Source organism: Nocardia citri (assembly GCF_054065835.1).
Window position 1 is genome coordinate 123,529 of sequence record NZ_JBSUQM010000003.1, and the last position, 26,998, is coordinate 150,526.

A 26,998-nucleotide genomic window follows, 5' to 3' on the forward strand; every position below is an offset into this window, starting at 1 on the left:
TCGGCACGGCCAGGCCACGGCATCGGCTAGCCATACCCCGCCGCCAGGCTCAGCACCGTCGCGAGGCACATGGCGGGCCCATGAGGTAGCGCATGCGGTCCAGCCCGATCCGTGCCGGATCGAATCCACCAGTGCGCCAATACGGCGAGACCGACTGTCGCGGTCAGAACCGGTGCGGCGAGTGCCGCCCACACCCACACCTGCGCACCGCCGAGGGCGGCGACCGCACCGAGTCCGACGGCCAGCTTCACATCACCCGCCCCGAGTGTGCCCGGCGCGATCAAGTGCACCAATAAATATGGCATCGCCAACAGGACCGCACCGACCACCGCTGCTGTGAATTGTGTTGTGAACAGCGCATATCCGAAGATGATCACCGCGCCGGAGGTGGTGAGCGCATTGGGCAGTCGGCGCTGCCGGATATCGCAGAAGGCGAGCACCGAGCACCAGGCCACCAGGAGGGCAAAAGCGATGGGGGACATGATTTTCAGCCTCGTCCGCCCTGGTCGCGGATGCAGCCCCGGATTCCGGATTGGGGATAACCGATCGGTATGTGAATATTGCTCGCCTCGCTCGAATACCGGGATACCGGTGTTTTATGCGGGATCTACCGTGTGTCGGCGGTAGTTTTGATGCATGTCTGCTGATCACGTGGGCCCTGGGCCCGACTACGCGGCGCGCCGTGGCGCACTGCGCAGTCTGCTGGTGGAGAACGAGGTCGACGCACTGTTGGTCACCGATCTGGTGAACATCAGGTACCTGACCGGCTTCACCGGCTCCAATGCCGCACTGCTGGTGACCTCCTGGGATATGCGGAATTCCGAGGAGCGCACCGTGATCGGCACCGACGGACGCTATCTGAGCCAGGTCGCCGAGCAGGTGCCGGACCTGCGCGCCGAAATCGCCCGGGCCACCGCCCGCAGGATCGTGGAGCTGGCGGGGGAGTGGCAGCTCGGCCGGGTCGGTTACGAGAGCCATATCGTCACCGTCGATCAGCATCGCGGATTCATCGAGCAGAAGTCCGGTTTGGAGTTCGTCGCCACTCCGGGGCTGGTCGAACAGCTACGGATGGTCAAGGACGCTTACGAGATAGAACAGTTGCGTGCCGCCTGCGCCACCGGTGACGCCGGGCTGGCGACGTTGCTGGAACGCGGCGGTCTGCGCCCCGGTCGCACCGAACGCCAGGTCGCCCGGGATCTGGAGTGGGCGATGTTCGAACACGGTGCCGATGCGGTCGCCTTCGAGACCATCGTGGCGACCGGGGCGAACTCCGCCATCCCACATCACCGGCCTACCGGGGCGGTCCTGGCCACCGGTGATTTCGTCAAGATCGACTTCGGCGCCGTAACCGGCGGCTACCACTCCGATATGACTCGCACCTTCGTCCTCGGCGCCGCGTCCGACTGGCATCGGGAGGTGTACGCGCTGGTCGAGGCGGCACAGCGGGCCGGCTGCGCGGCACTCGAGCCCGGCGCGCTGGTCTCCGATGTGGATGCGGCGGCGCGTGCGGTGATAGAGACGGCCGGGCACGGGAAGCTGTTCGTGCACGGTCTCGGGCACGGTGTCGGACTGCAGATCCACGAAGCGCCGGGAATCGCCAAAACCGGAACCGGTACACTTTTGTCTGGCGTGGCGGTGACCGTCGAACCAGGTGTGTACTTCCCCGGCCGCGGCGGCGTCCGGATCGAGGACACGCTCGTGGTGCGCGAGGGGGGCCCGGATCTGCTCACCAACACCAGCAAAGACCTGACCGTCGTCGACTGATGACGGTTGCCTGAACATTCATGAACTAGGAGATCCGAGAACAGTGGCGGACACCAGCGACTTCAAGAACGGCCTTGTGCTGAAGATCGACGGGCAGCTCCAGCAGATCGTCGAATTCCAGCATGTCAAGCCGGGTAAGGGCCCTGCGTTCGTGCGGACCAAGCTGAAGAACGTGCTGTCCGGCAAGGTCGTCGACAAGACCTTCAACGCGGGCGTGAAGGTGGAGACCGCCACCGTCGACCGTCGCGATATGACCTACCTGTACCACGACGGCTCGGATTACGTCTTCATGGACGGCGAGACCTTCGACCAGATCTCCATCTCCGAGGACACCATCGGCCCCGGTGCCCGGTTCCTGCTGGAGAACATGATCGTGCAGGTCGCCACGCACGAGGGTGCGCCGCTCTACGTCGAGCTGCCGGTCACCGTCGAGCTCGAGGTGCAGCACACCGATATCGGTCTGCAGGGCGACCGCTCCACCGGTGGCACCAAGCCCGCCACCCTGGAGACCGGCGCCGAGGTGCAGGTGCCGCTGTTCATCAACACCGGCGACAAGTTGCGCATCGATTCGCGCGACGGCAGCTACCTCGGCCGCGTGAACGCCTGATCGCTCGCTCTTCGCGGCAGTAGCAACGGGCTGGAGGAAGTAGCGGAGCGTATGCACGGAGGGACCCGCTACTGCCGCCATCAAACAAGTGACAGGGATAATGACTGCTGTGGCGGAACAGCCAGACAAGAAGTCCACGTTCAAGAAGCTCGGCGCGCGCCACAAGGCCCGCCGCCGGGCGGTCGATCTGCTCTTCGAGGCGGAGGCCCGCGATGTGGACGCGGCCGACCTGCTCACCGAGCGGGCTGAGCTGGCCACTCAGGATCAGGCGGTCGCCCCGCTGCACGCCTACACGCACACGCTGGTCGAGGGCGTCGCCGATGATCTGGATCGGGTGGACGGCACCATCGAGTCCTACCTCAAGGATTGGGAGTTGTCCCGGCTGCCCGCCGTCGACCGGGCCATTCTGCGGATCGCGGTCTGGGAGTTGTTCCACGCCAACGATGTTCCGCCGGTCGTCGCTGTCGACGAGGCGGTGGAGTTGGCCAAGGAGTTGTCCACCGACGATTCGCCCGGATTCGTCAACGGTGTGCTCGGTCAGGTCGTGCTGGTTGCTCCGCAGGTACGCGCGGCCGCCGCAGCGACGCGGGCGCCACGTCCGGAGTCGCAGGCGTGACCAACAAGTAGCTGATCATGGCCATGCGTATGCCGTCGTTCGACCCCGCTGTCATCGAACCGCACCGACAGTTCCTGAACGGGTTGTTGGAGTGCGGGCAATTGGTCGAGAGGGACGGTGCACCGGCGGTGCATTGATCAGCGCCGAAAGTCTCGAAGCCGCAAGGAGAATCGCGTTCACCGATCCGGTGCACACCACTGGCTGCTCGGCGCTTACCGTGTACGAGTGGGAGATCGCGGTCTTCGCCTGACTGCCGTCGGCCCAGCCGCATACCGAAATGGTGTGCGGCTGTTGATGTTTCAGAGAGCATACCGCCGTCCGGTGCAATAGCCCTGTGCTCCCGTTGTGGGGGGTTACTGCCCAGTGGCACCGACCCGCGAGCCGCGGACGCCGACCGCCTCGCGGTATCGGGTGCGCCCGGCTCGACGGTGTGCACCGACCGATGGTGCGCACCGACCCGCCAGTGCGACTTGACCGTTCGCTCGCTGCGCCGACACAGGTGCGCCTATCCTGGGTAGAAACCCTAGGGGAGGCCGAAAACCTATGGCACGGGTGCTTATCTGGCTGCGGAACAATATCGACGGTCTCGTCGCCCTGGTTCTCGCGGCCATCTTCGGTGTGATCTCGCTGATCGATATCGGCTTCTTCGATTCGGATCTGATCAACGCGGTGATCCTGCTGGTGCTCGGTCTGCTGGCCACCACGCTGCTGCGTGATCGGCATCTGTCGGCCAAGGCCATTCGGGATTCGAATTCGGTACAGCTGCTGTACGGTCCGGAGATCGGGCATGCGCATACGCTCGCGCGCCGCGGTACCGAGCAGTGGCTGTTCAAAGGTGGTACCGGAACCTATCTGCGCGCGGTGACACTGCGCGAATGCGTGGAAAACGCGCGCCGCGAACAGCGGCCGCTGCGGATCCAGGTCGAGGTGCTGGACCCGACCAATGAGCAGCTGTGCAAGACCTATGCGCAGTTCCGCTCGTCGCTGGTGCCGGAGGCGGACCGCACCGGCGAATTATGGACCACCGAGCGGACTCGCAAGGAGTCCTTCGCGACGGTGCTCGCGGCGTGCTGGTACCGGCAGAGGTTCACCTTCTTGACCATCGATGTCGGGCTCTCGACGGTGATGACGACCTTCCGCTGGGACCTGTCGTCGAGTTGCGTCATTGTCACGCAGGACAATCCGAATACTCCGGCCCTGATGTTCGAGCGGGACAAGCCCTACTACCGGGACTTCAACCGCGAACTCGTGGCCAGTTTCAAGCAGGCCAGACAGGTGCCGCTGAGCCGGAGCGAGGAACTCGCGCTCGCCGACGAGCCGTCGGTCGATCAGACTCGTGCGGTATTCGATCTGCTCGGCCTGGCGCTACCGGCCACCTATACCGATCGCGACGTCGCCGATATCGTGCGCCGCGCGCTACAGCCTAGGAATCCGTACTGAATGAACGACTATGCCCGACTACGAAAGCTGATCGGCTCCGATGTGGCGGGTCCCGCGGTGCGACGCTGGGCCCGTGATTTCATGACGGGGGTGCTCGCTGGTCGCGCCGAGGTCGGCGCGGTCCGGCATCCGCTGGGGTTCTTGTGTTTTCCGGCATGGCGCGACGGCGGACTCGGCGTCTGCGTGCACATCTGGACCGACGGGCTGCGGTCGCATCCGACGACCTCGGCCATGCACGCGCACAGCTGGGATCTGCTGAGCGTCGTCTTGTACGGCGAGGTCGGCAACGAGATACTCGAAGTGGACAGCGCTGCGGACCGACCGACTCATCGCATCTTCGAAATCCACAGTGGCGCCGACGGCGATGTGGTGCGCGCGACGGAGCGTATGGTCCGCTATCGCACTCGATCCAGTCAGCGTTTCCGTGCCGGTGAGGTGTACACCCTGCCGCACGGGGTGTTCCACCTCTCCGATGTGCGGGGCGAGGCGGCCACCGTGGTGCTCGGCGAGGTGCGGCCCGGCCGACCGGACCGGTCGCTCGGCACCCCAGCCACCACCGACCACTGGGTGCACCGCACCGGCTGCACCCCGATTGAAACCCGCCGCGCCGCGCAAACAGTGCTGGACCAGTTGGATTTACCCACCCTGCCGGCACCGCCGGCTGCCATCCCCCGGCAGGACTCCACCCTGCCGGAACAACTGGAGGACCGATGCGAGCAGGCGACGTAGCGAACCTGGTGCTGCCACTGGATGGTCAAGCGTCGGCCGATCCGGATCCGATGAGCCCGTTCGACGGGCTGGACACCGTTCTGACGACCGCGGCCGAGGTTGCCAGGGAGGCGGCGACCGAGGCGGGGCGGACGATTCGGGAAGGTCTGGCCGGATCGCTCACCGTCCGCACCAAGGATGCCAGCGGTGATCTGGTCACCGATCTGGACCTGCGCGCGGAACAGATCATCGTCGGCCGTATCCGGCGCGCCTTCCCGCACCATCGCATTCTCGCCGAGGAGTCCGGGCTGCAGGGTGTCGACGATTCCTGGTGCTGGGTCGTCGACCCGCTGGACGGCACCAATAACATCGCCATCGGCCTGCCCGTGTGCACGACCGGTATCGCCCTGTGTCACAACGGAATTCCGGTCATGGGCATTGTCCACGAACCATTGGCCGACCGCACCTGGTCCGCCATGCGTGGATCCGGTGCGACGGGCCCGGGCGGTCCGCTCTGGCGACCACCGCACCGTCCCTCCGAACCCGCTCCGACCCTGGCCTGGCTGCAGGGCTATCCGGTGCCCCGCACCGACACCATGTCGCGCGCCCTGCGTCTGACCCTGGAATCCGGTTCCCGTCGCCTGATTCAGCTGTGGTCTCCGCTGCTGTGCTGGGTCATGCTGAGCCGCGGCGATATCGACGGATTCGTCGGTTACCGAGCGGGTATTGTAGATCTGCCCGCGGGCACCCTGCTGGCCCGCGAATCCGGTATCCACATGACCGATTTCGACGGCGCACCGCTCGACGACCACCTCGACCTTCCCGACGGCGAGGTGAATTTCATTGCCGCCAGCCCCGAAATGCTGCCCGAGTTGGCTTTGCTGGTGAAGGCCGCCACGGAGGTGAGTGTGACGGGGTTGCCGGGCTGATGGGCGATCGAATTCGGTGCTATCCGGTGGCCAACAGCGCAGCCACCGCACCGGTCGTCGCGACGACCGCCAGCCCGAATCCGGTGAGCACGAACCGCGGCATCGGCACTCGAACACCGTGGGTGCGGCAGAACTCCAGACACAGTAGCGTGGCCAGCGATGCCCATGGCGTAACGATCGGCCCGACATTGGTGCCGATGAGCAAGGCCAGCAACTGAATTCGATTCTCCTGTGACACCACCGCCTCACCGGCGGTGTAAGCCGGAAGATTATTGGCCACATTGGACAATCCGGCACCCGCGGCTGCCGCGCGGTACGCACCGACTACTCCGGAGTCGTGCCCGATCAGCGCTTGCATGACATCGGCGAGCCCGAACCTGCTCAATGTCGGTACCACCAGGAACAACCCGACCACGAAAACCAGCAACTGCCACGGGATCAGCGATAATCGCAGCGACGAACGGTCGAAGATCGCGAAGGCGAGCACCGCAATGGCGGCGGCGAGGGTGGCGGCGATCCCGATCCGGTCGCCGACGAGCGGAATCGCCAGGATGAACAGCAGACATGCGCCCGCCGTCGTATAGAGCAGCGTGCGCTCTCTGGCGTTCCTCGGACGAATCGGTTCCGGCGGCACATATCGGTCGGCTTCACGGCGGCCGCGCCGCCAATACCAGATCCATAGGCACACCATGGTCGCCGTGATCGAGACCAGTTGCGGCGCCCACATCCGCGCCGCGAAATCCGTCGCATGCAGCGCGACCCGATCGGCGGCGAGGAGATTGGTGAGATTCGACACCGGCAGCAGTAGACTCGCCGTATTGGCCAGCCAGAGCGTGGTCATCGCCAATGGCAGTGGCGGAATGCGGGCCGGTATCGCCAGTGCGAGCATGACCGGAGTGAGCAATACGGCGGTGGTATCGAGATTGAGCAGAGTCGTTGTCGCTGCCGCGAAAAGTACGCAGAGCAGGAACAACGCCGGATAATAGCCGCGCCCGAGAATGGCCAGCCGATGTGCGATCACATCGAACACCTTCGCCTGCCGCGTCAGTTCCGCGAGAATGATCACACTACACAGGAACAGCAGCAGCGGACCGATCCGGCGCATATTGTCGGCGGCCTCGGCGCGCGGCAGCAATCCGGTCGCCACACACAGCAGTCCGGCCGCGAGGAGTCCGAGTCGAATCCAATCCAGCGTGCTCAGCGCCCGTCTCGGCGGCGCGGACACCAGGACACTCGACGGCGGGTTCTCCGCAGCGGAATCGACCTGATGTTCGGACACATCATGCAGCATATGGGCTGGGGCACTTTCGCATTCGGTCGGCGTCGTAATGATCTTCGCCGTTTTGCGTGGCGACCCATCGGGGCATACTGATGCTGTGACTTCGGGCGGGCGGCGGGACTTCTTTATCAGCTATTCACCGGCCGACGAGCGGTGGGCCACGTGGTTGGCCTGGCAGTTGGAGACCGCGGGTTACAGCACCCTCATCCAGGCCTGGGATTTCGTGCCCGGCACCAACTTCATCGATTTCATGGATCGCGGCGTGCGCGATTCGGCGGTGGTGCTGGTGGTGCTGTCGGAGAACTATCTCGGTTCCTATTACGGAACCATGGAATGGCAAGCGGCCTACCGCACCGATCCGGGCAAGCTGATGCCTGTGCGCATCGCCGAATGCACGCTCGAGGGGCTGCTCGCCACCATCACCTATCTCGACCTGGTGCGGGTATCGACTGCCGAGCAGGCGCGCCGAATCCTGCTGGAGCGGGTGGGACATCTGCTCGCGGGGCGGGCGAAGCCGCTGTCGGAGCCGGGCTTTCCGCATGACGGTCCGGACCGGTTCGTCGCCGAAACCATGTCGGACACACCAGAATCCGTGCTCCCGCGCCGCACACCGGTTGCGGCCCCGGCCTTCCCGGGTGCCACCGAGTATGAACAGCCGCGTACCAGCGTCTCGATACTGCACGTCGCCGGTCCGCGCTTCGGGCGCGGGCTGCTCGCGCCGGACGAGCCGAGCACGGCGGCCGAATTGCAGGCGCGCGTCCACGCCAATGTGACCCATCTGGTGAATCAGGGGGTGGCCAAACCGGATTTGATCGTGGTGTCCGGGGATATGACCGAATCGGGTCGCCCGCGCGAGGTGGACGAGGCACTGACCTTCCTGAGTGGACTGCGCACGCTGCTCGGCCTCGGTCCGGAGCGGCTGATTGTGGTGCCTGGCAACCACGATGTCTCCAAAGCGGCCTGCCACGCCTACTTCCTCAGCTGCGAGGCTCGCGATCGCAAACCGCAGCCGCCGTACTTCCCGAAGCTCGAGCAGTACGCGCGGATGTTCGGCGCGCTATACCAGGGCCTGGATCACCTCGTCTTCGATATCGGTCAGCCGTGGACATTGTTCCCGATTCCCGAACTGCGGGTAGTGGTTGCCGGATTGAATTCGACCATGGCCGCGACCCATCTGCCCGAGGACGATTACGGACGGATCGGCGAACCGCAGGCGGCCTGGTTCGCCGAGCGGCTGCGCCCGTTCGAGGAGAACGGGTGGATGCGCGTCGGTGTGGTTCGGCATGATCCGCTACCCGGCGCGGGCACGCCCGCCCACGATCCGGACCTGCTGCGCGACGCGGATACGCTGTCCCGGCTGCTCGGTGGCCGGTTGAATCTGCTGCTGCACGGCCCGGGACCCGGTGGGCCGCATCTGGATCGGCTCGATGACACGCTGCCGGTGCTGCCCGCCGCCGCTGCGGGCCGCGACGAGATCATCCAGCTCACGGCCGCGGGCCTGGCCCGGTTCTCCGGACGCGGCGAATCCACCGCGCAACTCGAATTCGATTGGCTGAAGGTGACCGCGGCGCTGCCGACGACCGAACACCCCGAATTGCTCGGGCCGGACGAACCCGAACTGCCGGAACCACCGGCCGAAGCTTCGGCGATCGATCCGCACGGGCGGCTGCTCGAGCGCGTAGCCGAGGTGTGCGAAACCCGTTATCCCGGTGCGAAAATCCGGCGCATCGAGGTGCACCCGCCGCATCTGCTGATCACCAGGGAGGACGACGAGGTCATCGCCCAGTGGCGCGTCGGTGTGCACGTCGGAGATATGACCAGGCAGGTGGTGGAGGATTTCCTCGGCCACGATCCGGAATACGGTTCCGAGCTCGTGTATCGCGGTGCGGCGCCGCCACGCTCGCTGCGTGAGGAGGCGGCCAGTCACGGTCTGCGGGTGCGCAGCTTTACCGAATTCCAGGGCCTGCTCGATCTGGACGACTACCTCGCGCATCAGGCGGCACGGTTGCGCGCGGACCGCACCTATCCGCCGGATCTGTATGTGCCGCAGCGCTTCCGGATCCTCGAATACGGCGACCAGCAGATCCGCGACGATCTGGTGGGCGAACTGATGAAGGTGATCGCGGCCGACCACGGCCGGTTCATTCTGATACTCGGTGATTTCGGGCGCGGGAAGACCTTCGCGCTGCGCGAGTTGGCCCGCCGCATCACCGAAACCATGCCCGCGCTGATTCCGATCCTGATCGACCTGCGGGCCTTGGACAAAACCCATTCCGTGGACGGTCTGGTCGCCGCGCATCTGGCCAATCACGGCGAGGACCGGATCGATCTGAAGGCGCTGCACTACATGCTGCGCGAGGGCCGGGTGGTGTTGCTGTTCGACGGCTTCGACGAACTCGTCACTCGGATCAGCTATGACTTCGCCGCCGACCATCTCGAAACCCTGTTGCAGGCCGCCGTTGGCAAGGCCAAGATCATCGTGGCCAGCCGCACCCAGCACTTCGAATCCCGCGCCCAGGTGCTCACTGCCCTCGGCGAGCGCGTCGGACTGCTGCAGGATCGGCGCATCGTGGGCATCGAGGATTTCGCGCCCGCGCAGATCCACGCCTTCCTGACCAACCGCTATGCCGGCGATATCCGCCGCGCGGATGCCAGGATGGCGTTGATCACCGGTGTCGAGGATCTGCTCGGACTGGCGCAGAATCCCAGGATGCTCGGCTTCATCGCCGATCTGGACGAGCGGCGGCTACGGGCCGCGTCGGGCGCGAAACAGGCGGTGGGTCCGGCCGGGCTGTACCGGGAGATCCTGGAGTCATGGTTGACCTACGAGGCCGACCGGACCGCAGGCGTCGCTGGTGCGCTGCCGGGGCTGCGCCTGCACGAATTGTGGCTGGGTGTCACGGCATTCGCACTGCGCGTCTGGGAAACCGGCGAGCCATATCTGCGGCTGTCCGAATTGACCGAGGTGGCAACGGGTTTGGCCGAGCTGACCGGATCGAGTCGGATGTCGGTGCAGCAATCCGCGCATGCCATCGGCTCCGGCAGCCTGCTGGTACGCACCGAGGACAACCTGTTCGGCTTCATCCATTCATCGGTGATGGAATGGTTGGTGGCCAACCATATTGCCGAACACTTCGAGGTCGGCGCCCTCGCGCCCGCCCAATTGAGCCAATCGCCGCTATCTCAACTTTTGATCGACTTCCTCTGTGATCTCGCCGACAACCGGGCGCTGCGCATCTGGGCCGAGGATGTGCTCGCCGAACAGGCGGCCGATGAAGTGTCGCGCACCAATGCCATTCGGGTGGCGACGCGGCTGCGTACGGCACCGACCGCGGATCTGCGCGGTGCGAGTCTGGCGGGGGAGGATCTATCGTATCGGGATCTGCGCGATGTCGATCTCACCGGAGCCGATCTCAGCGGTGCCCGACTGGTCGGCACGAACCTCGACCGCGCCGTACTGCGCGGTGCGCGGTTGGTCGGTGCTCGACTCGACGAGGCCAGCCTGGTCGGGGCGGATCTCGGCGAGGCCGATCTCACCCGTGCCCGACTGGTGCACACCGATCTGACCGGATCGCGGGCAACCGGCAGCCGCTGGTCCCGCTCGGCACTCATCGAGATCACCGGCACCCCAGCCGGTACCGATCTGCACGGTGCGGCATGGGTGCCCGGAGTCGCGGCGCAGACCGAATTCGCGCCCGCCGCAATCGGAGTAAGGCACGGCTTCGACGCCAGGCATGGCCGACTGCCGCAGCCGGTCGCCTACAACCCGGACGGCGGTACGCTGGCCATCGGCAGTGATGACGGCGGCGTGCTCATCTGCGACGCCGAAACCGGAACACCGCTGCGCACCTTGCAGACCCATCGTGCTCGCGCCTTCGCGGTGGCGTTCACCGATACGGTGCTGGTGACCGGATCCGGCGACGGCACCGTGGGCATCTGGGATGCCGCCACCGGTGAACTGCGCAGAATCCTGTTTGGGCACAAGAACTGGCCCTGGCCGGTGGTGCTGAGCCCCGCGGGTGATCTGCTGGCTACCGGTGACGCCGACGGTGTGCTGCGGCTGTGGACATTGCCGAGCGGCGAATTACGTCACGAATGCCGTCCCACCGGTGCCGACCGGGAACTCGTCTACAGCTTGGATATTCGTGGGCCGCTGGTCGCCGCCTCCTATCGTGATGGCACCGTACGGCTGTGGGATATCGAAAGTGGCAGGGCGAGTGGTGAATTCATCGGCGCTTCCGGCTCGGTATTCCGGGTGGCCTTCAATCCGACCGGTGAACTGTTAGCGGTCGGAGGCGTCGACGGCACGCTGGCACTGTGGGATCCATGGACTTGCCGCAAGATTCGCGAGCTACCCGGCCACACCGGGCGGGTCTATGCCGTGACCTTCCATCCCAAGCTCCCGATCGTGGCAAGCGGGGACACCGATGGTGGGCTGCGTCTGTGGGATGCCGACACCGGTGTGCAACGGCAGTCGCTCACCGAACACACCGCGGCCATCTACTGGCTCGCCTTCGACCCGCCAGGTGAACTGCTCGCCTCGGGCGACAGTGCCGGACTGGTCTGTCTACGCGATAGCGAGACCGGGGAGCTGCGACACCGGCTCACCGCGCATACCGGCTCGATCTGGCCCTTCGCCTTCCGTCCGGACGGCACCCAATTGGCCATTACCGACGACCAATTCACCACCCGGCTCTGGGATCCCGTAACCGGCAGCTGTAAACACACGCTCACCGGCCACGGCCGCCAGGTCCGCACGGTCAGCTTCAATGCGGACGGCACCCTGCTCTCCGGTGTGGGTAACGACGGTGTGGTTCGACTGTGGGATCCGGTGATCGGACGGTTGGTGCGCCAACTGGTCGGCAGTGAAGACCGCCTGCTCACCTTCGAATCGGCGACATTCAGCACGTTGGGCCGCCATCAGCTCGGTCTCGTCGTCAACGACGGGCGGCTGAGTCTGTTCAACCTCGACGCCGATCTGTACGAGCGGCACATCAATATCGAATCCGCACCGATCTGGGCTGCCGCCTTCGACCCGACCGGCGACTATGTGGCCACCGCCAATGACGACGACACGGTGATCATCTGGGTACGCACCACCGGCGCGCTGCACGCCGTCTGCGCCGAACATCGCGGCCGGGTGCGCTCCATCGCCTTCAGTGCCGACGGTGCGCTGATGGCCACCGGCTGTGACGATACCGTGGTGCGGCTGTGGGATGTGCGCTCCGGGCGGATGTTGCGGGCACTGCGCGGACATCACGACCGGGTGTATGCGGTCGCCTTCCATGAGGACCGCCTTGCCAGCGTGTCCTGGGATACCACCGCCCGCATCTGGGATGTCGAATCCGGCGACGCACTGCATACGTTGACCAGGCATACCGGCAGGCTTTGGACGGCCGCGGTCGACCCGCGCACCGGTACCTTGGCGACCGGGGGCGATGATCTGGTCGTACGGTTGTGGGATATCGCATCCGGACGTCATCTGCATACCCTCGAAGGGCATAAGCGCCGGGTCTGGTCGCTGAGCTTCGATCCGTCCGGCAAGCTGCTCGCCAGCGGCGGTGATGACGGCAATATCCTGCTGTGGTCGCGGCCGGAGGAGGGCGCGCCGTCGATCCGCGCGATCCTGCTCGGTCTGACCGAAGGGTGGGCGGCCCTCGCACCCGATGGCCGGTACAAATTCGAGGGCAATATCGCAGGGCAGTTCTGGCATGTCATCGGCATGTCGCGGTTCGAACCCGGCGAACTCGACCCCTACCTGCCGCAAGTGCGGCAGCTCGCGGTCGACGCCCCGTTTTGAGTTGGCGCTGTAGCGGTTTCTCTTCTCGGCTCGTTTTCGGGGCATACCATTGAGGTCGGCCCAGCAAAGATCGATACATCCGCGCCCGCGGAATATACGTCCGGCGCGTGCGCACGGAGGGAGGCCAGGGCGATGGAACGCACGACGTGTCTGGTGGTCGGTGGTGGACCCGCCGGCATGGTGCTCGGGCTGTTGCTGGCCCGCGCCGGCATCGATATCACCGTCCTGGAGAAGCATCAGGACTTCCTGCGCGATTTCCGGGGCGATACAGTGCATCCCACGACCCTGGACCTGCTCGACGAACTGGGTCTCGGCGAGGAATTCGCCAAACTGCCCGCGCGCAAACTACAGCAGATCCAGCTACCGATCCGCGGGTCGGTGCAGACGGTGTTCACCCTGGAACATCTACCCGGTGCGCACAAATACGTCGCGATGGTGCCGCAGTGGGATCTGCTGGACCTGTTGGCCGGTGCGGCCGATCGGGAGCCGAGCTTCCGGTTGCGCATGAATACCGAAGCGACGGCGGTGATTCGAGACGACGGCCGGGTCGCCGGGGTCGCCTACCGTACCACGGACGGCGAAACCGGCGAGATCCGCGCCGACCTCACCGTGGCCTGCGATGGCCGTGACTCGGTGCTGCGGGCCGAGGTCGGGCTCGGCTCACGCAGTTGGCCGACACCGATGGATGTGTGGTGGTTCCGGCTGCCGCGCACCGATATCGACCCCGCCGGTTTGATCGGACTGCTCAGTGCCCACCGTGCCGCGGTCATGTTCGATCGCGGTGACTATTGGCAGGTCGCGACCCTCATCGCCAAGGGCGGTGATGCGGCGGCCCGGCGCGGTCCGGTCACTGAAATCGTGCGCGGTATGGCCGATTCGGCACCCTGGCTGCGGGACCGGGAGGACGTGCTCCAAGACTGGGACGAAGTGAAACTGCTCGACGTGAAGTTGGACCGCCTGACCAAGTGGTACACCGACGGCCTGCTCTGCATCGGCGACGCCGCACACGCGATGTCTCCCGCCGGCGGAGTCGGCATCAACCTGGCCGTTCAAGACGCCGTCGCCACCGCGAGAATCCTTGCCCCATCACTGACTTCGGGCACCCTGACCACTCGCGACCTGGCCCGGGTGCAGCGTCGCCGCGCCCTCCCGACCGCAGTCACCCAGGGCCTGCAACGCATCCTCCACGCCGCGGTATTCCGCCCCGCGCTATCCGGCCGAATCGATATCGCCGACGCGGCGACGACTCCCTTGCCGCTACGCGTCCTGCGCCGAATCCCTGTCCTGCGAACCGTTCCTCCGTACCTGATCGCCCGAGGAATACTTCCCGAACACGCCCCTGCTTTCGCCCGCCGCCCCTGACGCCACCAAATGGATGCACTCGATGCGGCAATGCAGGCTGCGAACTTGATGATCTACGGGAAATGTCAACGACTGCAGAGAGTTTCATTCATCGATGTCACGTGGTTCGTCGAGGCGACTGCCTAAAGGTGTGAATCCGCAAAGAATAGGGCCGCTCGCGCAATTGCGGCGGTGAGGGGGCGACCAGGTCCGCGGTGACTGGGAGGCCGGTTTCGGCGAGAAATGCGCAGGAGCGGTCCAGGTCTGATCCGACGCGTGTATGTCAGGGACGCAGGATGATCTTGCCGATGCGGGAGCGCTGCTCGACGAGCTGGTGGCCTCTGGCGGCCTCGGCCAGGGGAAGGACGGAATCGATTCGGGGAGTGAGGGTTCCGGCGATGGCTCGGTCGAGGACGGCGCTGCCGGAGCGGGATACTGCGGCGAGCCAGGCCGGGCCGGCGCAGGCGGTGAGGGTAAGGCCGTCGGGGAACAGGTCCATTGCGCAGATCTGAGCCGGTGCTCCAGAGAGCCAGCCATAGCTCAGGATTCGGCCGCGTACCGGGGTCATGGCCGTCAGCAGGTCTCGCGCCGAGGTGCCGCCGATGGAATCGAACGCGACGTCGAGCGTTGTGTCGCCGAGGGTTTCGCGCAGTCGGGCCGGCCAGTCCGGCACGTTGTGGTCGATGACCTCGTCCGCGCCCAAGGCCTTTGCCCGCGCTGTCTTTTCGGGACCGCCAGCGGTTGCGATGATGCGCGCGGCCCCGAATTCCTTGGCGAGTTGGGTCAGTGCGCTGCCGACCCCCGTCGCGGCGGCTTCGATCAGAACCGTTTCGGAGCCGGTGAGCGCCGCAGTCGCGAGCAGGGGTAGTGCGACCGACCCGTCCATCAGGACCGCGGCCGCATCGTCCGATGCGAGGGCGTAGGGGATCACAGTCACGGAAGATGCTGGTGCGCAGACGAATTCGGCGTAGGAACCGAAGCCTGCGGTGGCCACCATGGCGCGTCGGCCCAGCAGTGCCGTGTCGACCCCGTCCCCGGTCTCCACGACCACTCCGGCGGCCTGGAACCCGAAGACCACCGGTGGTTCGACAGCCATCGGAAACTCACCGGAGCGCAGTTTCGTCTCCGGGAACAGCACCGGAATCGCCTCGGCGCGGATCACCAGTTCGCCGGGGCCCGGATGTGGTGCGGCGACATCCTGGGCGACCAAGACCTCGGGCCCGCCAACGCCCGTCATTACGATTGCCTGCATTGTCAACTCCATAACTTGACTGCCGGTCTAGATATCTCGGAACGATATGGACCATCGGTCAAGTTGTCAATGAAGGTGGTGGAATGACTGACGGACGCCCGAAGGAACGGGCGGATGCCGCGCGTAACCGGCAGGCGATCCTGGCCGCGACCGCCGCACTGCTCGCCGAACACGGCGCCGACGCCCTGACCATGGATCGGGTCGCGGCGGCCGCCGGTGTCGGCAAAGGCACGATCTTCCACCGCTTCGGCAATCGCGCCGGATTACTGCACGAGATGATCGCCGAGAGCACCTTCGCGTTGATGGATGCCGTCCGTACGGGTCCGCCGCCGCTGGGGCCCGGGGCGCCGGCCGGGGAGCGACTGCTGGCTTTCTTCGACGCCTTCGTGCGCATGATGACCGACAATATCGAGGTCACGGTTGCCTACCTGCAGGGTCCGCCGCATCCACGCGCCGCCGAAATCCACGAATTCTGGGATGCGCATATCACCGCCCTGCTGCGGGAGTCTCGCCCGGACCTGGATGCCGAGGTGGTCGCCAGGTTGCTGTTCGGCGCCCTGGGCGGTGAACAGGTGCCTCGACTCGCACGGGCGGGCGAGACCGAACGGCTGCTCGCGGCGGTCCGCGGACTCGTCGAATCGGTGCTGCGCGGGCCCTAGGCTAGTCCTTGGCGAGGATGGCGTCGAAGCGTTCGTCGGCGCTGTCGAGTTGGTGCAGGATTCGCCGCTTGACGTGGTCGGCAAGCGGCGTATCGGCGCGGGTGACGAGATCGCGGTAGATATCGGTGAGCGGGCGGTACTTGGCGGCGAGTCTGTGCATCGACGGTCCATCGGCGTAGAGGATGCCGACGCCGTTGTCGGTGAAATCGGAGAGTTTGACGATGCGGGCCCAAGGCGCGCGATCGAGATTGGCAGCCACATGTTCGCGGTATTGCGCGTGCCGATCGATGTCCGGATCCGGTTCCGGATTGGTGACTGCGGCGACGAGTTCGGCGACCCGGGCGCCGAACCGGGCCGAGAGTTCGGCTAGGGCGGCATCGGTCGGTGAACCGGGCCGCGCACCGGCCAGTTCGACCGGGTGGTCCTCGACCGAATCGTGCAGCAGCCCGGCCGCGACGACGTCCGGATCTCGTACCTCATAATGGCTGACGATCCGAATCGCAACGCGCAGTAGATGACTCAGATATGGTTCGCGGCCGTAACGATCGTCGCGGTGTAGGTCGGTCGCCAGGTCCAATGCCTCGGTGAGCCGGTCGGCGTCGGATAGCTCGGCTATTTCCAGCAGTAGTCGTTCGCGCAGTCCGCTTTCGCCGTAGACCTCGCTGATCGTATGCAGCGGCATCACGGCCAAAACCCCCGCCCCGGGATTGCTCATGCCTTCGCCTCACCGGCGCTCGGCTCCGGCATGCGCAAGGCGCGCCGGAACATGATTCGCTCGCTGCGCTCGCTCATACGGCCAATCTATCCGCGTCGGCCGCTTACCGCTGTGCTCCGCACCACTGTTCAACTGCGCGAAAATAATCCGTTGCCGCGTGATGGCGGCTGTGGTCTCCTGAAATGCACGCGAGGCAGAACCGGCGGTGCACGTGGCCGCGCAGTACAAACGGCCGCGCCCGGGTTCGGCCGCCGACCATATGGCGAAACTGCATCGGCGCACCATGGTGCTCGACGGGCGGGTGCATACCGTGCTGGCCCTTCGCGCCGGCAGCGATTTCCGCTTCGCCACCAACTACTTCCACGAGACCTGGCATGTGCTCTCCGATTGGCGCGGTGCGCGGATGCTGGCTCGACTGCTGCGGGGGCTGGCCTATCGGCGGCGGCCGGGCACGCTCGTCATCATCGATCCGGCGCACCTGGATCCCAATCCGTTCGACGCCGCACTGTCGGATCCGATCGTGCTGGTGCCCGCGGACCTAACCGTCTTCACCCGCGCCGCCACTGTCGCGTTGCGCAGGCGACTGCCGTTCCGCGACGGTTCACAAGGCCCCGTGCGCTGGTAGAGCTTCGGTCTGGATGCCGCGGTGGCCGAGCAGTGGCAAAGGCGGGCGAAGGGGCCAGGGGAGTGGGACTGGAATTTCGTCGATGTGCCGACCGGCTGGGAACGGATCGACCCTATCGGCGGCATGGTCGCGATCAGCTGCGATCTCGGCATCGTTGGTGATGTACGCGGTTTCGAGGTCGGCGATGATCTGCTCGATCGCCGCAATGTCCGCAGCGCGGTCGACCGTGACGTCGAGGACCACGGGCTGAATTGTTGTTGCGCTCATGGTGATCAGCTTCTTATCTCAACTTTGGTCGAGGTCGATCAGCCATCGGCTCGGTCATGACCGTTCGCGGGGTCAGCGCACACCCCGCGGTCGAAATTGAATGCTGATGCGTGGCCCGGTCGGTCTACGCGTCTTCGGTACGGCGTGTTCCCAGGTGCGCTGGCATGAGCCGCCCATGACCAGCAGATCGCCGTGTCCGACGTGAAATCGAAGGCTCGTGCCACCACCGCGCGGTCGCAGCAGGAGTGCGCGCGGCGCGCCGATCGAGACGATCGCGACCATGGTGTCAGCGCTCGCCCCGCGCCCGAAGGTGTCGCCGTGCCAGGCCACGCTGTCGCGGCCATCGCGGTAGTAACACAGCCCGGCCGTGCGGAACGGTTCGCCGAGCTCCTCGCGATAGTGCGCGGTGAGTGCCGCCCGTGCCTCGTCCAGCGCCGGATCCGGCAGCTGCGCACCCTCCTCGAAGAAGCACAGTAATCGCGGCACATCGACCACCCGGTCGTACATCGGCCGCCGCTCCGTCTGCCACGGCACCCCGTCCGCCAGCCGTTCGAACAGCACATCCGCCCCCGACAGCCACCCGGGCCGCAGATCCACCCAAGCCCCATGACGCAATGTCGTCCGGTGGACACCGTCGAGCCTTCCCACCTCGATGTCCCCGAACCCGTCGAGCAATGATCCCTGTAGCGGTGTCGACATGCCGCCGAATCTACGCGTGTTCGAACATATGTGCTAGCGAGAAACGGTCATTAAATCTTGGTGAGAATGTCGCGCGGCGCGGGATCGTCCGCGCACGGTTTCGGCGCCGAGATGCCAGAACCTGGCTGGACGAACACCTCTGGCGCATCGAATTCCGGCGCTGGGACGATGTGGTCGCCACCCTGGCCCGGCTCGCGGTGGTGACCGATCCGGACTCGGAGTCGTCATCGCGGTGCGCGAACTGTAGGGCGCGAACGTCCCGAAATGCCCGGAGTGTCCGAACCGCGCGTGGCCCCGCTCACAGCGGGATGTGCCTGGTTAAAGCGGTGCAAACCGCGCTGCTAGGCTGCATGCCGTAAAGACATCCTTTAACGGACCGTCCGGTGAGGCGGGGAAGGAGGTCGGCATGGCCGTGCCCGAGGAACGGGCCGCCAAGTCCGGCGCTGCCGAAACGTCGCAGCGACACACCTCGGAGTGGGTGAGCGCGGGACGCGAATTGCTGTCTTCTTCCGACGTCGGCCGAACCATTGCGCGCATCGCGCACCAGATCATCGAGAAAACCGCCCTGGATGCGGGCGAGCCAGATGCACCGCGCGTGGTGCTGATCGGCATTCCCACCCGTGGCACCACCCTGGCCGCACGGCTCACCGACAAGATCGAGGAATTCTCCGGCGTCCGCCCGGCCCTCGGCTCGCTCGACATCACCCTCTACCGCGACGATCTACGCAGCCGCCCGCACCGCCCACTCGAACGCACCTCGGTGCCCGAGGGCGGTATCGAGGACGCACTCGTGGTCCTGGTCGACGACGTACTGTTCTCCGGGCGCACCGTGCGCTCCGCCCTCGACGGTCTGCGCGATCTGGGCCGACCTCGTGCCGTCCAGCTCGCGGTGCTCATCGACCGCGGCCATCGCGAACTCCCGATTCGCGCGGATTTCGTCGGCAAGAACGTGCCGACCTCCCGCAGCGAGGACATCTCCGTATTGCTCACCGAACACGACGGCCGTGACGGCGTCTACTTGCACCAGGAGGAAGCGCAGTGAACGGGCTCGCCGCAGCGAGTGTCAGTGAGGTCGAGTCGTGAGACATCTGCTGACGGTGACCGACCTCGATCGTGCCACTGCCACCGAATTGCTCGACGAGGCCGAACGTTTCGAGCAGGCGCTGCTCGGCCGCGAGGTGAAGAAGCTGCCGACGCTGCGTGGCCGCACCGTGATGACGGTGTTCTACGAGAACTCCACCCGCACCCGGGTATCGTTCGAGGTCGCGGGCAAATGGATGAGTGCCGATGTGATCAATGTCAGCGCGAGCAGTTCCTCGGTCGCCAAGGGCGAATCACTGCGCGATACCGCGCTGACGCTGCACGCGGCAGGCGCGGACGCGCTCATCGTCCGGCATCCGGCCTCCGGCGCGGCGCATCAGATCGCGCGCTGGATGGATACCTGGGCGGTCGCCGAGCGACGTCCGGGGCCGGCCATCATCAATGCCGGTGACGGCACCCACCAGCACCCCACACAGGCACTGCTGGACGCACTGACGCTGCGTCAGCGCCTCGGCGATATCGAGGGCAAGCGGATCGTCATCGTCGGCGATATCCTGCACAGCCGGGTCGCGCGCTCGAATGTCTTCCTGCTCAACACCCTCGGCGCCGAGGTGGTGCTGGTCGCGCCACGCACGCTGCTCCCGGTCGGTGCGGACCTGTGGCCGACCCGGATCTCGCCGTCGCTCGACGCCGAATTGCCCGGTGCGGATGCGGTGCTCATGCTGCGGGTACAGCAGGAGCGGATGAACGGCGGTTTCTTCCCGTCGGCCCGCGAATATTCGATCAACTACGGACTTTCCGAACGCAGGCTCGCCCTGCTGGACGAGAACGCCGTTGTCCTGCATCCGGGTCCGATGCTGCGCGGCATGGAAATCGCCTCCCCCGTGGCGGATTCCTCGCAGGCGGCGATCCTGCAACAGGTGACGAACGGAGTGCATATGCGGATGGCCGTGCTGTTCCGGCTGCTGGTCGGTACCCAGGAGGCAGTGGCATGAGCCTGTTGCTGAAGGGGGTTCGGCCGTACGGCGAGGGCGAGCCGATCGACGTACTCGTGCGCGACGGGGTAATCGCAGCCATCGGAACGGATCTGGGCGTTATCGATGCCGAGGTCATCGACGCGCAGGGGCAGATCCTGCTGCCCGGTTTCGTCGACCTGCACACCCATCTGCGCGAACCCGGTCGCGAGGACACCGAAACCATCGAGACCGGTTCCGCCGCAGCAGCACTCGGTGGCTATACCGCCGTCTTCGCCATGGCCAATACCAGCCCGGTCGCCGACTCGGTGGTCGTCACCGATCATGTTTGGCGGCGCGGCCAGGAGGTCGGCCTGGTCGATGTATACCCGGTGGGTGCGGTCACGGTCGGTCTGGCAGGTAAGCAACTCGCCGAAATGGGAACTATGGCCGCCGGTGTCGGCGCGGTGCGCATGTTCTCCGATGACGGCCACTGCGTCTACGACCCGCTGCTCATGCGCCGCGCACTGGAGTACTCCAACTCCCTCGGCGTCTTGATCGCCCAGCACGCCGAGGAGCCGCGGCTCACCAAAGGCGCTGTCGCGCACGAAGGTCCGACCGCCGCTCGGCTCGGCCTGGCCGGTTGGCCGCGTGTGGCCGAGGAGTCGATCGTCGCGCGCGACGCACTGCTGGCCCGTGATGCGGACGCCCGGGTGCACATCTGTCACGCGTCCACGGCCGGCACCGTCGAGTTGGTGAAATGGGCCAAGGCGCAGGGGATTTCGATCACCGCCGAGGTCACCCCGCACCATCTGCTGCTCGATGACTCGCGGCTGGAGACCTACGACGCGGTCAACAAGGTGAACCCCCCGCTGCGCGAGGTTTCCGACACCATCGCGCTGCGGCAGGCACTCGCCGAGGGCATCCTCGACTGCGTCGCCACCGACCACGCCCCGCACGCCGAACAGGACAAGTGCTGCGAATTCGCCGCTGCCCGCCCCGGCATGCTCGGGCTGGAGACCGCGCTGTCGATCATCGTGCAGACCATGGTCGAACCCGGCCTGCTGGACTGGCGCGGCGTCGCCCGCGTGATGAGCGAGCGTCCGGCCGAAATCGTCGGACTCGACGGCCACGGCCGCCCGGTCGAGGTCGGCGAACCGGCCAACCTGACGCTGGTCGATCCGGATGCGACCTGGACGGTGCGGGCCACCGAACTGGCCAGCATTTCGAATAACACGCCGTTCGAGGACATGACGTTTTCGGCTCGGGTGACAACGACGTTGCTCCGAGGCCGGGTAACCGCCCGCGAGGGCAAGGCGGTGGGAGGTTCGTAAGTGGAAAGAACGCTATGGGTGGTCGGACTGCTCGCCTTGTTCGCGCTGTGCATCTGGTTGATGTACCGAGGTTGGCACAATCGTGCCGCGCGGCAGGCGGCACGGATCGGTGAACTACCGCATGTGCCGGGTGATCTCGGCGCTCAGGTACTCGAGCCGACGACCGGAATGTATCTCGGCAGCACGATCGCGCCCAGCTGGCAGGACCGAATCGCGGTGGGCGACTTGGGGTTCCGGGCGACGGCGGAACTCACGCGGTTCGAACGGGGGATTCTGCTCGAGCGCGACGGTGCGGCGGTGATCTGGATTCCGCAGGAATCCATTACGGCCGTGCGGACCGAACGTGGACATGCGGGCAAGGTGATGACGGAAGATGGTGTGCTGGTAATTCGCTGGAAGCTGCCGACCGGAACCGAGATAGATACCGGTTTCCGAGGTGACGACAAGACGGTGTACCCGGCGTGGGCCAGGACGATGACGGGAGACGACGAATGAAAGCAGGATCGCGTAGCGATTCGATGAGGGGTGGCGGTCGCGTGACGGGTCGGCCGGAACAGGCAGCGTTGGTGCTGGAGGACGGCCGGGTTTTCCGCGGCACTGCCTTCGGCGCCCTTGGCGAAACCCTCGGTGAGGCGGTGTTCTGCACCGCGATGACCGGGTACCAGGAGACCCTCACCGACCCCAGTTACCACCGCCAGATCGTGGTGGCCACAGCTCCGCAGATCGGCAATACCGGCTGGAACGACGAGGACGACGAATCCGGCAAGATCTGGGTCGCCGGTTACGCGGTCCGCGACGCCTCGCGCGTCGCGTCGAACTGGCGCTCGACCGGCACGCTGCAGGACCAGTTGGACCACCAGCAGATCGTCGGTATCGCCGGTATCGACACCCGCGCGCTGGTACGCCACCTGCGCATCCGCGGATCGATGAAGGCGGGCATCTTCTCCGGTACGGCGTTGGCCGACGCCGACGAACTGCTCGCCCGGGTCAATGGCCAGCCCTCGATGCTCGGCGCGGATCTGGCCGAAGAGGTCAGCACCGACGCGGTGTACACGATCGAACCGAACGGCGACCCGCGCTTCACCGTCGTCGCGGTCGACCTCGGCATCAAGACCAACACCCCGCGCATGTTCGCCCAGCGCGGCATGCGGGTGCACGTGGTGCCTTCGACCGTCGCACTGGACCAGATCCTGGAGCTGAAGCCGGACGGTGTCTTCCTGTCCAACGGTCCAGGCGACCCGGCCACCCAGGACGGCGCGGTCGCGATCACCCAGGGGGTGCTCGAGAAGGGGCTGCCGCTGTTCGGCATCTGCTTCGGCAACCAGATCCTCGGCCGCGCCTTCGGCCGTAAGACCTACAAGATGAAGTTCGGCCACCGCGGCATCAATATCCCGGTCGTCGAACACGAGACCGGCCGGATCTCGATCACCGCGCAGAACCACGGCTTCGCCCTGGAGGGCGAACAGGGCGAACAGTTCGACACCCCGTTCGGCAAGGCCGAGGTCAGCCACATCTGCGCCAATGACGGCACCGTCGAGGGCGTGCGCCTGGTCGACGGCCGCGCATTCTCGGTGCAGTACCACCCGGAAGCCGCCGCCGGCCCCCATGACGCCGCCTATCTCTTCGACCGTTTCGCCGGTCTCATGGAAGGAGCCTGATGCCTCGCCGCGAGGATCTGAAGCACATCCTGGTGATCGGCTCCGGTCCGATCGTCATCGGCCAGGCCTGCGAATTCGACTACTCCGGCACCCAGGCGTGCCGGGTGCTGCGCGCCGAGGGCCTGCGGGTATCGCTGGTGAACTCCAACCCGGCGACCATCATGACCGATCCAGAATTCGCCGATTCCACCTATGTGGAACCGATTACCCCGGAATTCGTCGAGAAGGTCATCGAGAAGGAGCGCCCCGACGCCATCCTCGCTACCCTCGGCGGGCAGACCGCGCTGAATACCGCCGTCGCTCTGCACGAGCGCGGTGTGCTGCAGAAATACAATGTCGAGCTGATCGGCGCCGATTTCGAGGCCATCCAGCGCGGTGAGGACCGGCAGAAGTTCAAGGACATCGTCGCCAAGGTCGGCGGCGAGAGCGCGCGCTCCAAAGTCTGCCACACTATGGACGAGGTCCGCGAAACCGTTGCGGAACTGGGCTTTCCGGTGGTCGTGCGGCCGTCGTTCACCATGGGCGGCCTGGGCTCGGGCATGGCCTACAACGAAGAGGACCTCGATCGCATCGCGGGCGGCGGTCTGGCCGCCTCGCCCACCGCGAATGTGCTCATCGAGGAATCCATCCTGGGGTGGAAGGAATACGAACTCGAGCTGATGCGCGACGGCCGCGACAACGTCGTGGTGGTCTGCTCGATCGAGAATGTGGACCCGATGGGTGTGCACACCGGTGATTCGGTCACGGTCGCACCCGCCATGACCCTCACCGACCGCGAATACCAGCGGTTGCGTGACCTGGGCATCGACATCCTGCGTGAGGTCGGTGTCGACACCGGCGGCTGCAATATCCAGTTCGCGGTGAACCCGCGCGACGGCCGCCTGATCGTCATCGAGATGAACCCGCGTGTCTCGCGCTCGTCCGCATTGGCCTCCAAGGCAACGGGTTTCCCGATCGCCAAGATCGCCGCCAAATTGGCGATCGGCTACACCCTGGACGAGATCGTCAACGACATCACCAAGGAAACCCCGGCGTGTTTCGAGCCGACCCTGGACTATGTCGTCGTCAAGGCGCCGCGATTCGCCTTCGAGAAGTTCCCCGGCGCCGACGCCACGCTGACCACCACCATGAAGTCGGTCGGCGAGGCCATGTCGCTGGGCCGCAACTTCGCCGAGGCGCTCGGCAAGGTGCTGCGCTCGCTGGAGACCAAGGCGGCGGGCTTCTGGACTCAGGACGACGGCACCTGGACCGACACCGAGGCCATCCTGGAGGATCTGCGTACCCCGACCGAGGGGCGCATCTACCAGGTCGAGCGTGCGCTGCGCCTGGGCGCGAGCATGGAGGACGTCGCCACCGCCTCCGGCATCGACCCCTGGTTCGTCGCCGAGGTGGCCGGACTGGTCGAGCTGCGCCGCGAGGTCATCGACGCACCCGTACTCGACGAGCCGCTGCTGCGCCGCGCCAAGCACTACGGCCTGTCCGATCGCCAGATCGCCGCGCTGCGACCGGAATTGGCGGGTGAGACCGGTGTGCGCGCGCTGCGGCACCGGCTCGGTATCCGCCCGGTCTTCAAGACCGTCGACACCTGTGCCGCGGAGTTCGAGGCCAAAACCCCGTACCACTACTCGACCTACGAGCTCGATCCCGCAGCAGAGTCGGAGGTCTCGCCGCAGCGCGAGCGCGACAAGGTGATCATTCTGGGCTCCGGGCCGAACCGGATCGGCCAGGGCATCGAGTTCGACTACTCGTGTGTCCATGCGGCGCAGACGCTTTCGCAGGCCGGATACGAGACGGTCATGGTCAACTGCAACCCGGAGACCGTCTCCACCGACTACGACACCGCCGACCGGCTCTACTTCGAGCCGCTGACCTTCGAGGATGTGCTCGAGGTCTACTATGCCGAAACCGTGTCGGGCACCGTCGCCGGTGTGATCGTGCAGCTCGGCGGACAGACTCCGCTGGGGCTGGCACAGCGCCTCACCGATGCCGGTGTGCCGGTGGTCGGCACCAGTGCCGCCGCTATCGACCTGGCCGAGGACCGCGGCGAATTCGGTGACGTGCTGGTGGCGGCGGGTCTACCCGCGCCGAAGTACGGTACCGCGACCACCTTCGCGCAGGCCAAGAAGATCGCCGCGGGCATCGGTTACCCGGTGCTGGTGCGCCCGTCCTACGTGCTCGGCGGCCGCGGTATGGAAATCGTCTACGACGAGACCTCGCTGGAGGGCTACATCTCCCGGGCCACTGAACTGAGCCCGGAACATCCGGTGCTGGTCGACCGCTTCCTGGAAGACGCCATCGAGATCGACGTGGACGCGCTGTGCGACGGCGACGAGGTCTACCTCGGCGGTGTGATGGAGCACATCGAAGAGGCGGGCATCCACTCCGGTGACTCCGCCTGCGCACTGCCGCCGATCACCCTGGGCCGCAGCGATATCGAGGCGGTGCGCCACTCCACTATCGCGCTGGCCAAGGGCATCGGCGTCAAGGGCCTGCTCAATGTGCAGTACGCGCTCAAAGACGATGTGCTCTACGTACTCGAGGCGAATCCACGGGCGAGCCGGACGGTTCCGTTCGTCTCCAAGGCCACCGCGGTACCGCTGGCCAAGGCGGCCGCGCGGATCACCATGGGCGCCACCATCGCCGAACTGCGCAAGGAAGGCATGCTGCCCGCCGAGGGCGACGGCGGTCACGTACCGCTCGACGCACCGGTCGCGGTGAAGGAGGCGGTGCTGCCATTCCACCGTTTCCGTAAGGCCGACGGCAGCGGTGTGGATTCGCTGCTCTCACCGGAGATGAAGTCCACCGGTGAGGTCATGGGCATCGACGCCGATTTCGGCACCGCCTTCGCCAAGAGCCAGGCCGCGGCCTACGGTTCGCTGCCGACCGAGGGCACGGTCTTCGTCTCGATCGCCAACCGGGACAAGCGTGCCATGGTGTTCCCGGTCAAGCGCCTCAACGATCTCGGCTTCCGCATCCTGGCCACCGAGGGCACCGCGGAAATGCTGCGCCGCAACGGAATTCCGTGCGAACAGGTGCGCAAGCATTCCGAGGACGGACCCGCCGACCAGCCGACCATCGTGGAGCAGATCCGCGACGGTGAGGTCGACATGGTGTTCAACACCCCGTACGGCAACTCCGGGCCGCGCGTGGACGGCTACGAGATCCGCACGGCGGCGGTGGGTGTGAACATCCCGTGCATCACCACGGTGCAGGGTGCGGCCGCGGCGGTACAGGGCATCGAGGCGAGCATCAACGGCGGTATCGGGGTGCGTTCGTTGCAGGAATTGCATTCGGTGCTGCGTGGCTGACGG

22 protein-coding genes are annotated in these 26,998 nt (G+C 66.0%); 16 read left to right on the forward strand and 6 right to left on the reverse strand.

Going from position 1 to position 26,998, the window contains the following annotated elements:
- Positions 1-26: 26 nt before the first annotated feature.
- Entirely contained in the window at positions 27-482 is a 456-nt protein-coding gene (locus ACW2Q0_RS06480; RefSeq protein WP_457187167.1) for a prepilin peptidase, read from the reverse strand.
- Positions 483-636: 154 nt separating this feature from the next.
- Between ACW2Q0_RS06480 and ACW2Q0_RS06485 the strand changes: the two genes are divergently transcribed.
- The 6 genes from ACW2Q0_RS06485 (at position 637) to ACW2Q0_RS06510 (ending at position 6,064) form a co-directional block, all read left to right on the forward strand.
- Positions 637-1,764 (forward strand): M24 family metallopeptidase, encoded by a 1,128-nt coding sequence (locus tag ACW2Q0_RS06485; protein WP_457187169.1) that lies wholly within the window; start codon positions 637-639, stop codon positions 1,762-1,764.
- A gap of 43 nt (positions 1,765-1,807) precedes the next feature.
- Positions 1,808-2,371 carry an elongation factor P gene (gene efp / locus ACW2Q0_RS06490; RefSeq protein ID WP_433760820.1) on the forward strand — a complete coding sequence of 188 codons (564 nt, stop codon included), beginning with the start codon at positions 1,808-1,810 and terminating at the stop codon, positions 2,369-2,371.
- Between the two features lie 109 nt (positions 2,372-2,480).
- Positions 2,481-2,987 carry a transcription antitermination factor NusB gene (nusB, locus tag ACW2Q0_RS06495; RefSeq protein ID WP_457187172.1) on the forward strand — a complete coding sequence of 169 codons (507 nt, stop codon included), beginning with the start codon at positions 2,481-2,483 and terminating at the stop codon, positions 2,985-2,987.
- A 543-nt stretch (positions 2,988-3,530) separates the two neighbouring features.
- Positions 3,531-4,427: a hypothetical protein gene (locus tag ACW2Q0_RS06500; protein ID WP_457187174.1), complete on the forward strand. Its 897-nt coding sequence runs from the start codon at positions 3,531-3,533 to the stop codon at positions 4,425-4,427.
- Complete coding sequence (locus ACW2Q0_RS06505; RefSeq protein WP_457187176.1) at positions 4,428-5,156, forward strand: hypothetical protein; 729 nt, start codon at positions 4,428-4,430, stop codon at positions 5,154-5,156.
- Positions 5,138-6,064, forward strand: coding sequence for an inositol monophosphatase family protein (locus ACW2Q0_RS06510; protein ID WP_457187178.1), 927 nt, complete (start codon positions 5,138-5,140; stop codon positions 6,062-6,064). The genes ACW2Q0_RS06505 and ACW2Q0_RS06510 overlap by 19 nt, the downstream gene beginning before the upstream one ends.
- Before the next feature lie 19 nt (positions 6,065-6,083).
- Here the strand turns inward: ACW2Q0_RS06510 and ACW2Q0_RS06515 are convergent, their stop codons facing one another.
- Positions 6,084-7,343: an SLC13 family permease gene (locus tag ACW2Q0_RS06515; RefSeq protein ID WP_457187180.1), complete on the reverse strand. Its 1,260-nt coding sequence runs from the start codon at positions 7,341-7,343 to the stop codon at positions 6,084-6,086.
- Positions 7,344-7,440: 97 nt separating this feature from the next.
- Between ACW2Q0_RS06515 and ACW2Q0_RS06520 the strand changes: the two genes are divergently transcribed.
- Complete coding sequence (locus ACW2Q0_RS06520; RefSeq protein WP_457187182.1) at positions 7,441-13,143, forward strand: WD40 domain-containing protein; 5,703 nt, start codon at positions 7,441-7,443, stop codon at positions 13,141-13,143.
- Positions 13,144-13,275: 132 nt separating this feature from the next.
- A complete protein-coding gene (locus ACW2Q0_RS06525) occupies positions 13,276-14,505 on the forward strand; it encodes an FAD-dependent oxidoreductase (protein WP_457187184.1) in 1,230 nt (409 codons plus the stop codon).
- 262 nt (positions 14,506-14,767) lie between these two features.
- On the opposite strand, the gene ACW2Q0_RS06530 is transcribed toward ACW2Q0_RS06525, so the two are convergent.
- A complete protein-coding gene (locus ACW2Q0_RS06530) occupies positions 14,768-15,721 on the reverse strand; it encodes a quinone oxidoreductase family protein (RefSeq protein WP_457187186.1) in 954 nt (317 codons plus the stop codon).
- Positions 15,722-15,819: 98 nt separating this feature from the next.
- Here ACW2Q0_RS06530 and ACW2Q0_RS06535 point away from each other — a divergent pair, with 98 nt between their 5' ends.
- Positions 15,820-16,395 carry a TetR/AcrR family transcriptional regulator gene (locus ACW2Q0_RS06535; RefSeq protein ID WP_457187188.1) on the forward strand — a complete coding sequence of 192 codons (576 nt, stop codon included), beginning with the start codon at positions 15,820-15,822 and terminating at the stop codon, positions 16,393-16,395.
- Between the two features lies 1 nt (position 16,396).
- Here ACW2Q0_RS06535 and ACW2Q0_RS06540 read toward each other — a convergent pair whose 3' ends face one another.
- Positions 16,397-17,110, reverse strand: a complete 714-nt coding sequence (locus tag ACW2Q0_RS06540; RefSeq protein WP_457187190.1) for an HD domain-containing protein — start codon at positions 17,108-17,110, stop codon at positions 16,397-16,399.
- A gap of 211 nt (positions 17,111-17,321) precedes the next feature.
- Here ACW2Q0_RS06540 and ACW2Q0_RS06545 point away from each other — a divergent pair, with 211 nt between their 5' ends.
- Entirely contained in the window at positions 17,322-17,735 is a 414-nt protein-coding gene (locus tag ACW2Q0_RS06545) for a hypothetical protein (protein ID WP_457187192.1), read from the forward strand.
- Here the strand turns inward: ACW2Q0_RS06545 and ACW2Q0_RS06550 are convergent.
- Positions 17,712-18,002: a hypothetical protein gene (locus ACW2Q0_RS06550; RefSeq protein WP_457187194.1), complete on the reverse strand. Its 291-nt coding sequence runs from the start codon at positions 18,000-18,002 to the stop codon at positions 17,712-17,714. The two genes, ACW2Q0_RS06545 and ACW2Q0_RS06550, sit on opposite strands and share 24 nt — an antisense overlap.
- 72 nt (positions 18,003-18,074) lie before the next feature.
- On the reverse strand, positions 18,075-18,701 hold the full coding sequence (locus ACW2Q0_RS06555) for an alpha-ketoglutarate-dependent dioxygenase AlkB (protein WP_457187196.1): 627 nt from the start codon (positions 18,699-18,701) through the stop codon (positions 18,075-18,077).
- 406 nt (positions 18,702-19,107) lie between these two features.
- Between ACW2Q0_RS06555 and pyrR the strand changes: the two genes are divergently transcribed.
- Genes pyrR through carB form a run of 6 tightly spaced genes read left to right on the forward strand, consistent with a single transcriptional unit; the run spans position 19,108 to position 26,995 of the window.
- Positions 19,108-19,743: a bifunctional pyr operon transcriptional regulator/uracil phosphoribosyltransferase PyrR gene (gene pyrR / locus ACW2Q0_RS06560; RefSeq protein ID WP_457187198.1), complete on the forward strand. Its 636-nt coding sequence runs from the start codon at positions 19,108-19,110 to the stop codon at positions 19,741-19,743.
- A gap of 37 nt (positions 19,744-19,780) precedes the next feature.
- Positions 19,781-20,737 (forward strand): aspartate carbamoyltransferase catalytic subunit, encoded by a 957-nt coding sequence (locus tag ACW2Q0_RS06565; RefSeq protein WP_457187200.1) that lies wholly within the window; start codon positions 19,781-19,783, stop codon positions 20,735-20,737.
- Positions 20,734-22,029: a dihydroorotase gene (locus ACW2Q0_RS06570; protein WP_457187202.1), complete on the forward strand. Its 1,296-nt coding sequence runs from the start codon at positions 20,734-20,736 to the stop codon at positions 22,027-22,029. The genes ACW2Q0_RS06565 and ACW2Q0_RS06570 overlap by 4 nt, the downstream gene beginning before the upstream one ends.
- Positions 22,030-22,524 carry a PH-like domain-containing protein gene (locus tag ACW2Q0_RS06575; protein WP_457187205.1) on the forward strand — a complete coding sequence of 165 codons (495 nt, stop codon included), beginning with the start codon at positions 22,030-22,032 and terminating at the stop codon, positions 22,522-22,524. It begins immediately after the preceding gene.
- 23 nt (positions 22,525-22,547) lie between these two features.
- A complete protein-coding gene (gene carA / locus ACW2Q0_RS06580) occupies positions 22,548-23,687 on the forward strand; it encodes a glutamine-hydrolyzing carbamoyl-phosphate synthase small subunit (RefSeq protein ID WP_457187734.1) in 1,140 nt (379 codons plus the stop codon).
- A complete protein-coding gene (gene carB / locus ACW2Q0_RS06585; RefSeq protein ID WP_457187207.1) occupies positions 23,687-26,995 on the forward strand; it encodes a carbamoyl-phosphate synthase large subunit in 3,309 nt (1,102 codons plus the stop codon). Before carA ends, carB begins: the two co-directional genes overlap by 1 nt.
- The last annotated feature ends 3 nt before the right edge of the window (positions 26,996-26,998 follow it).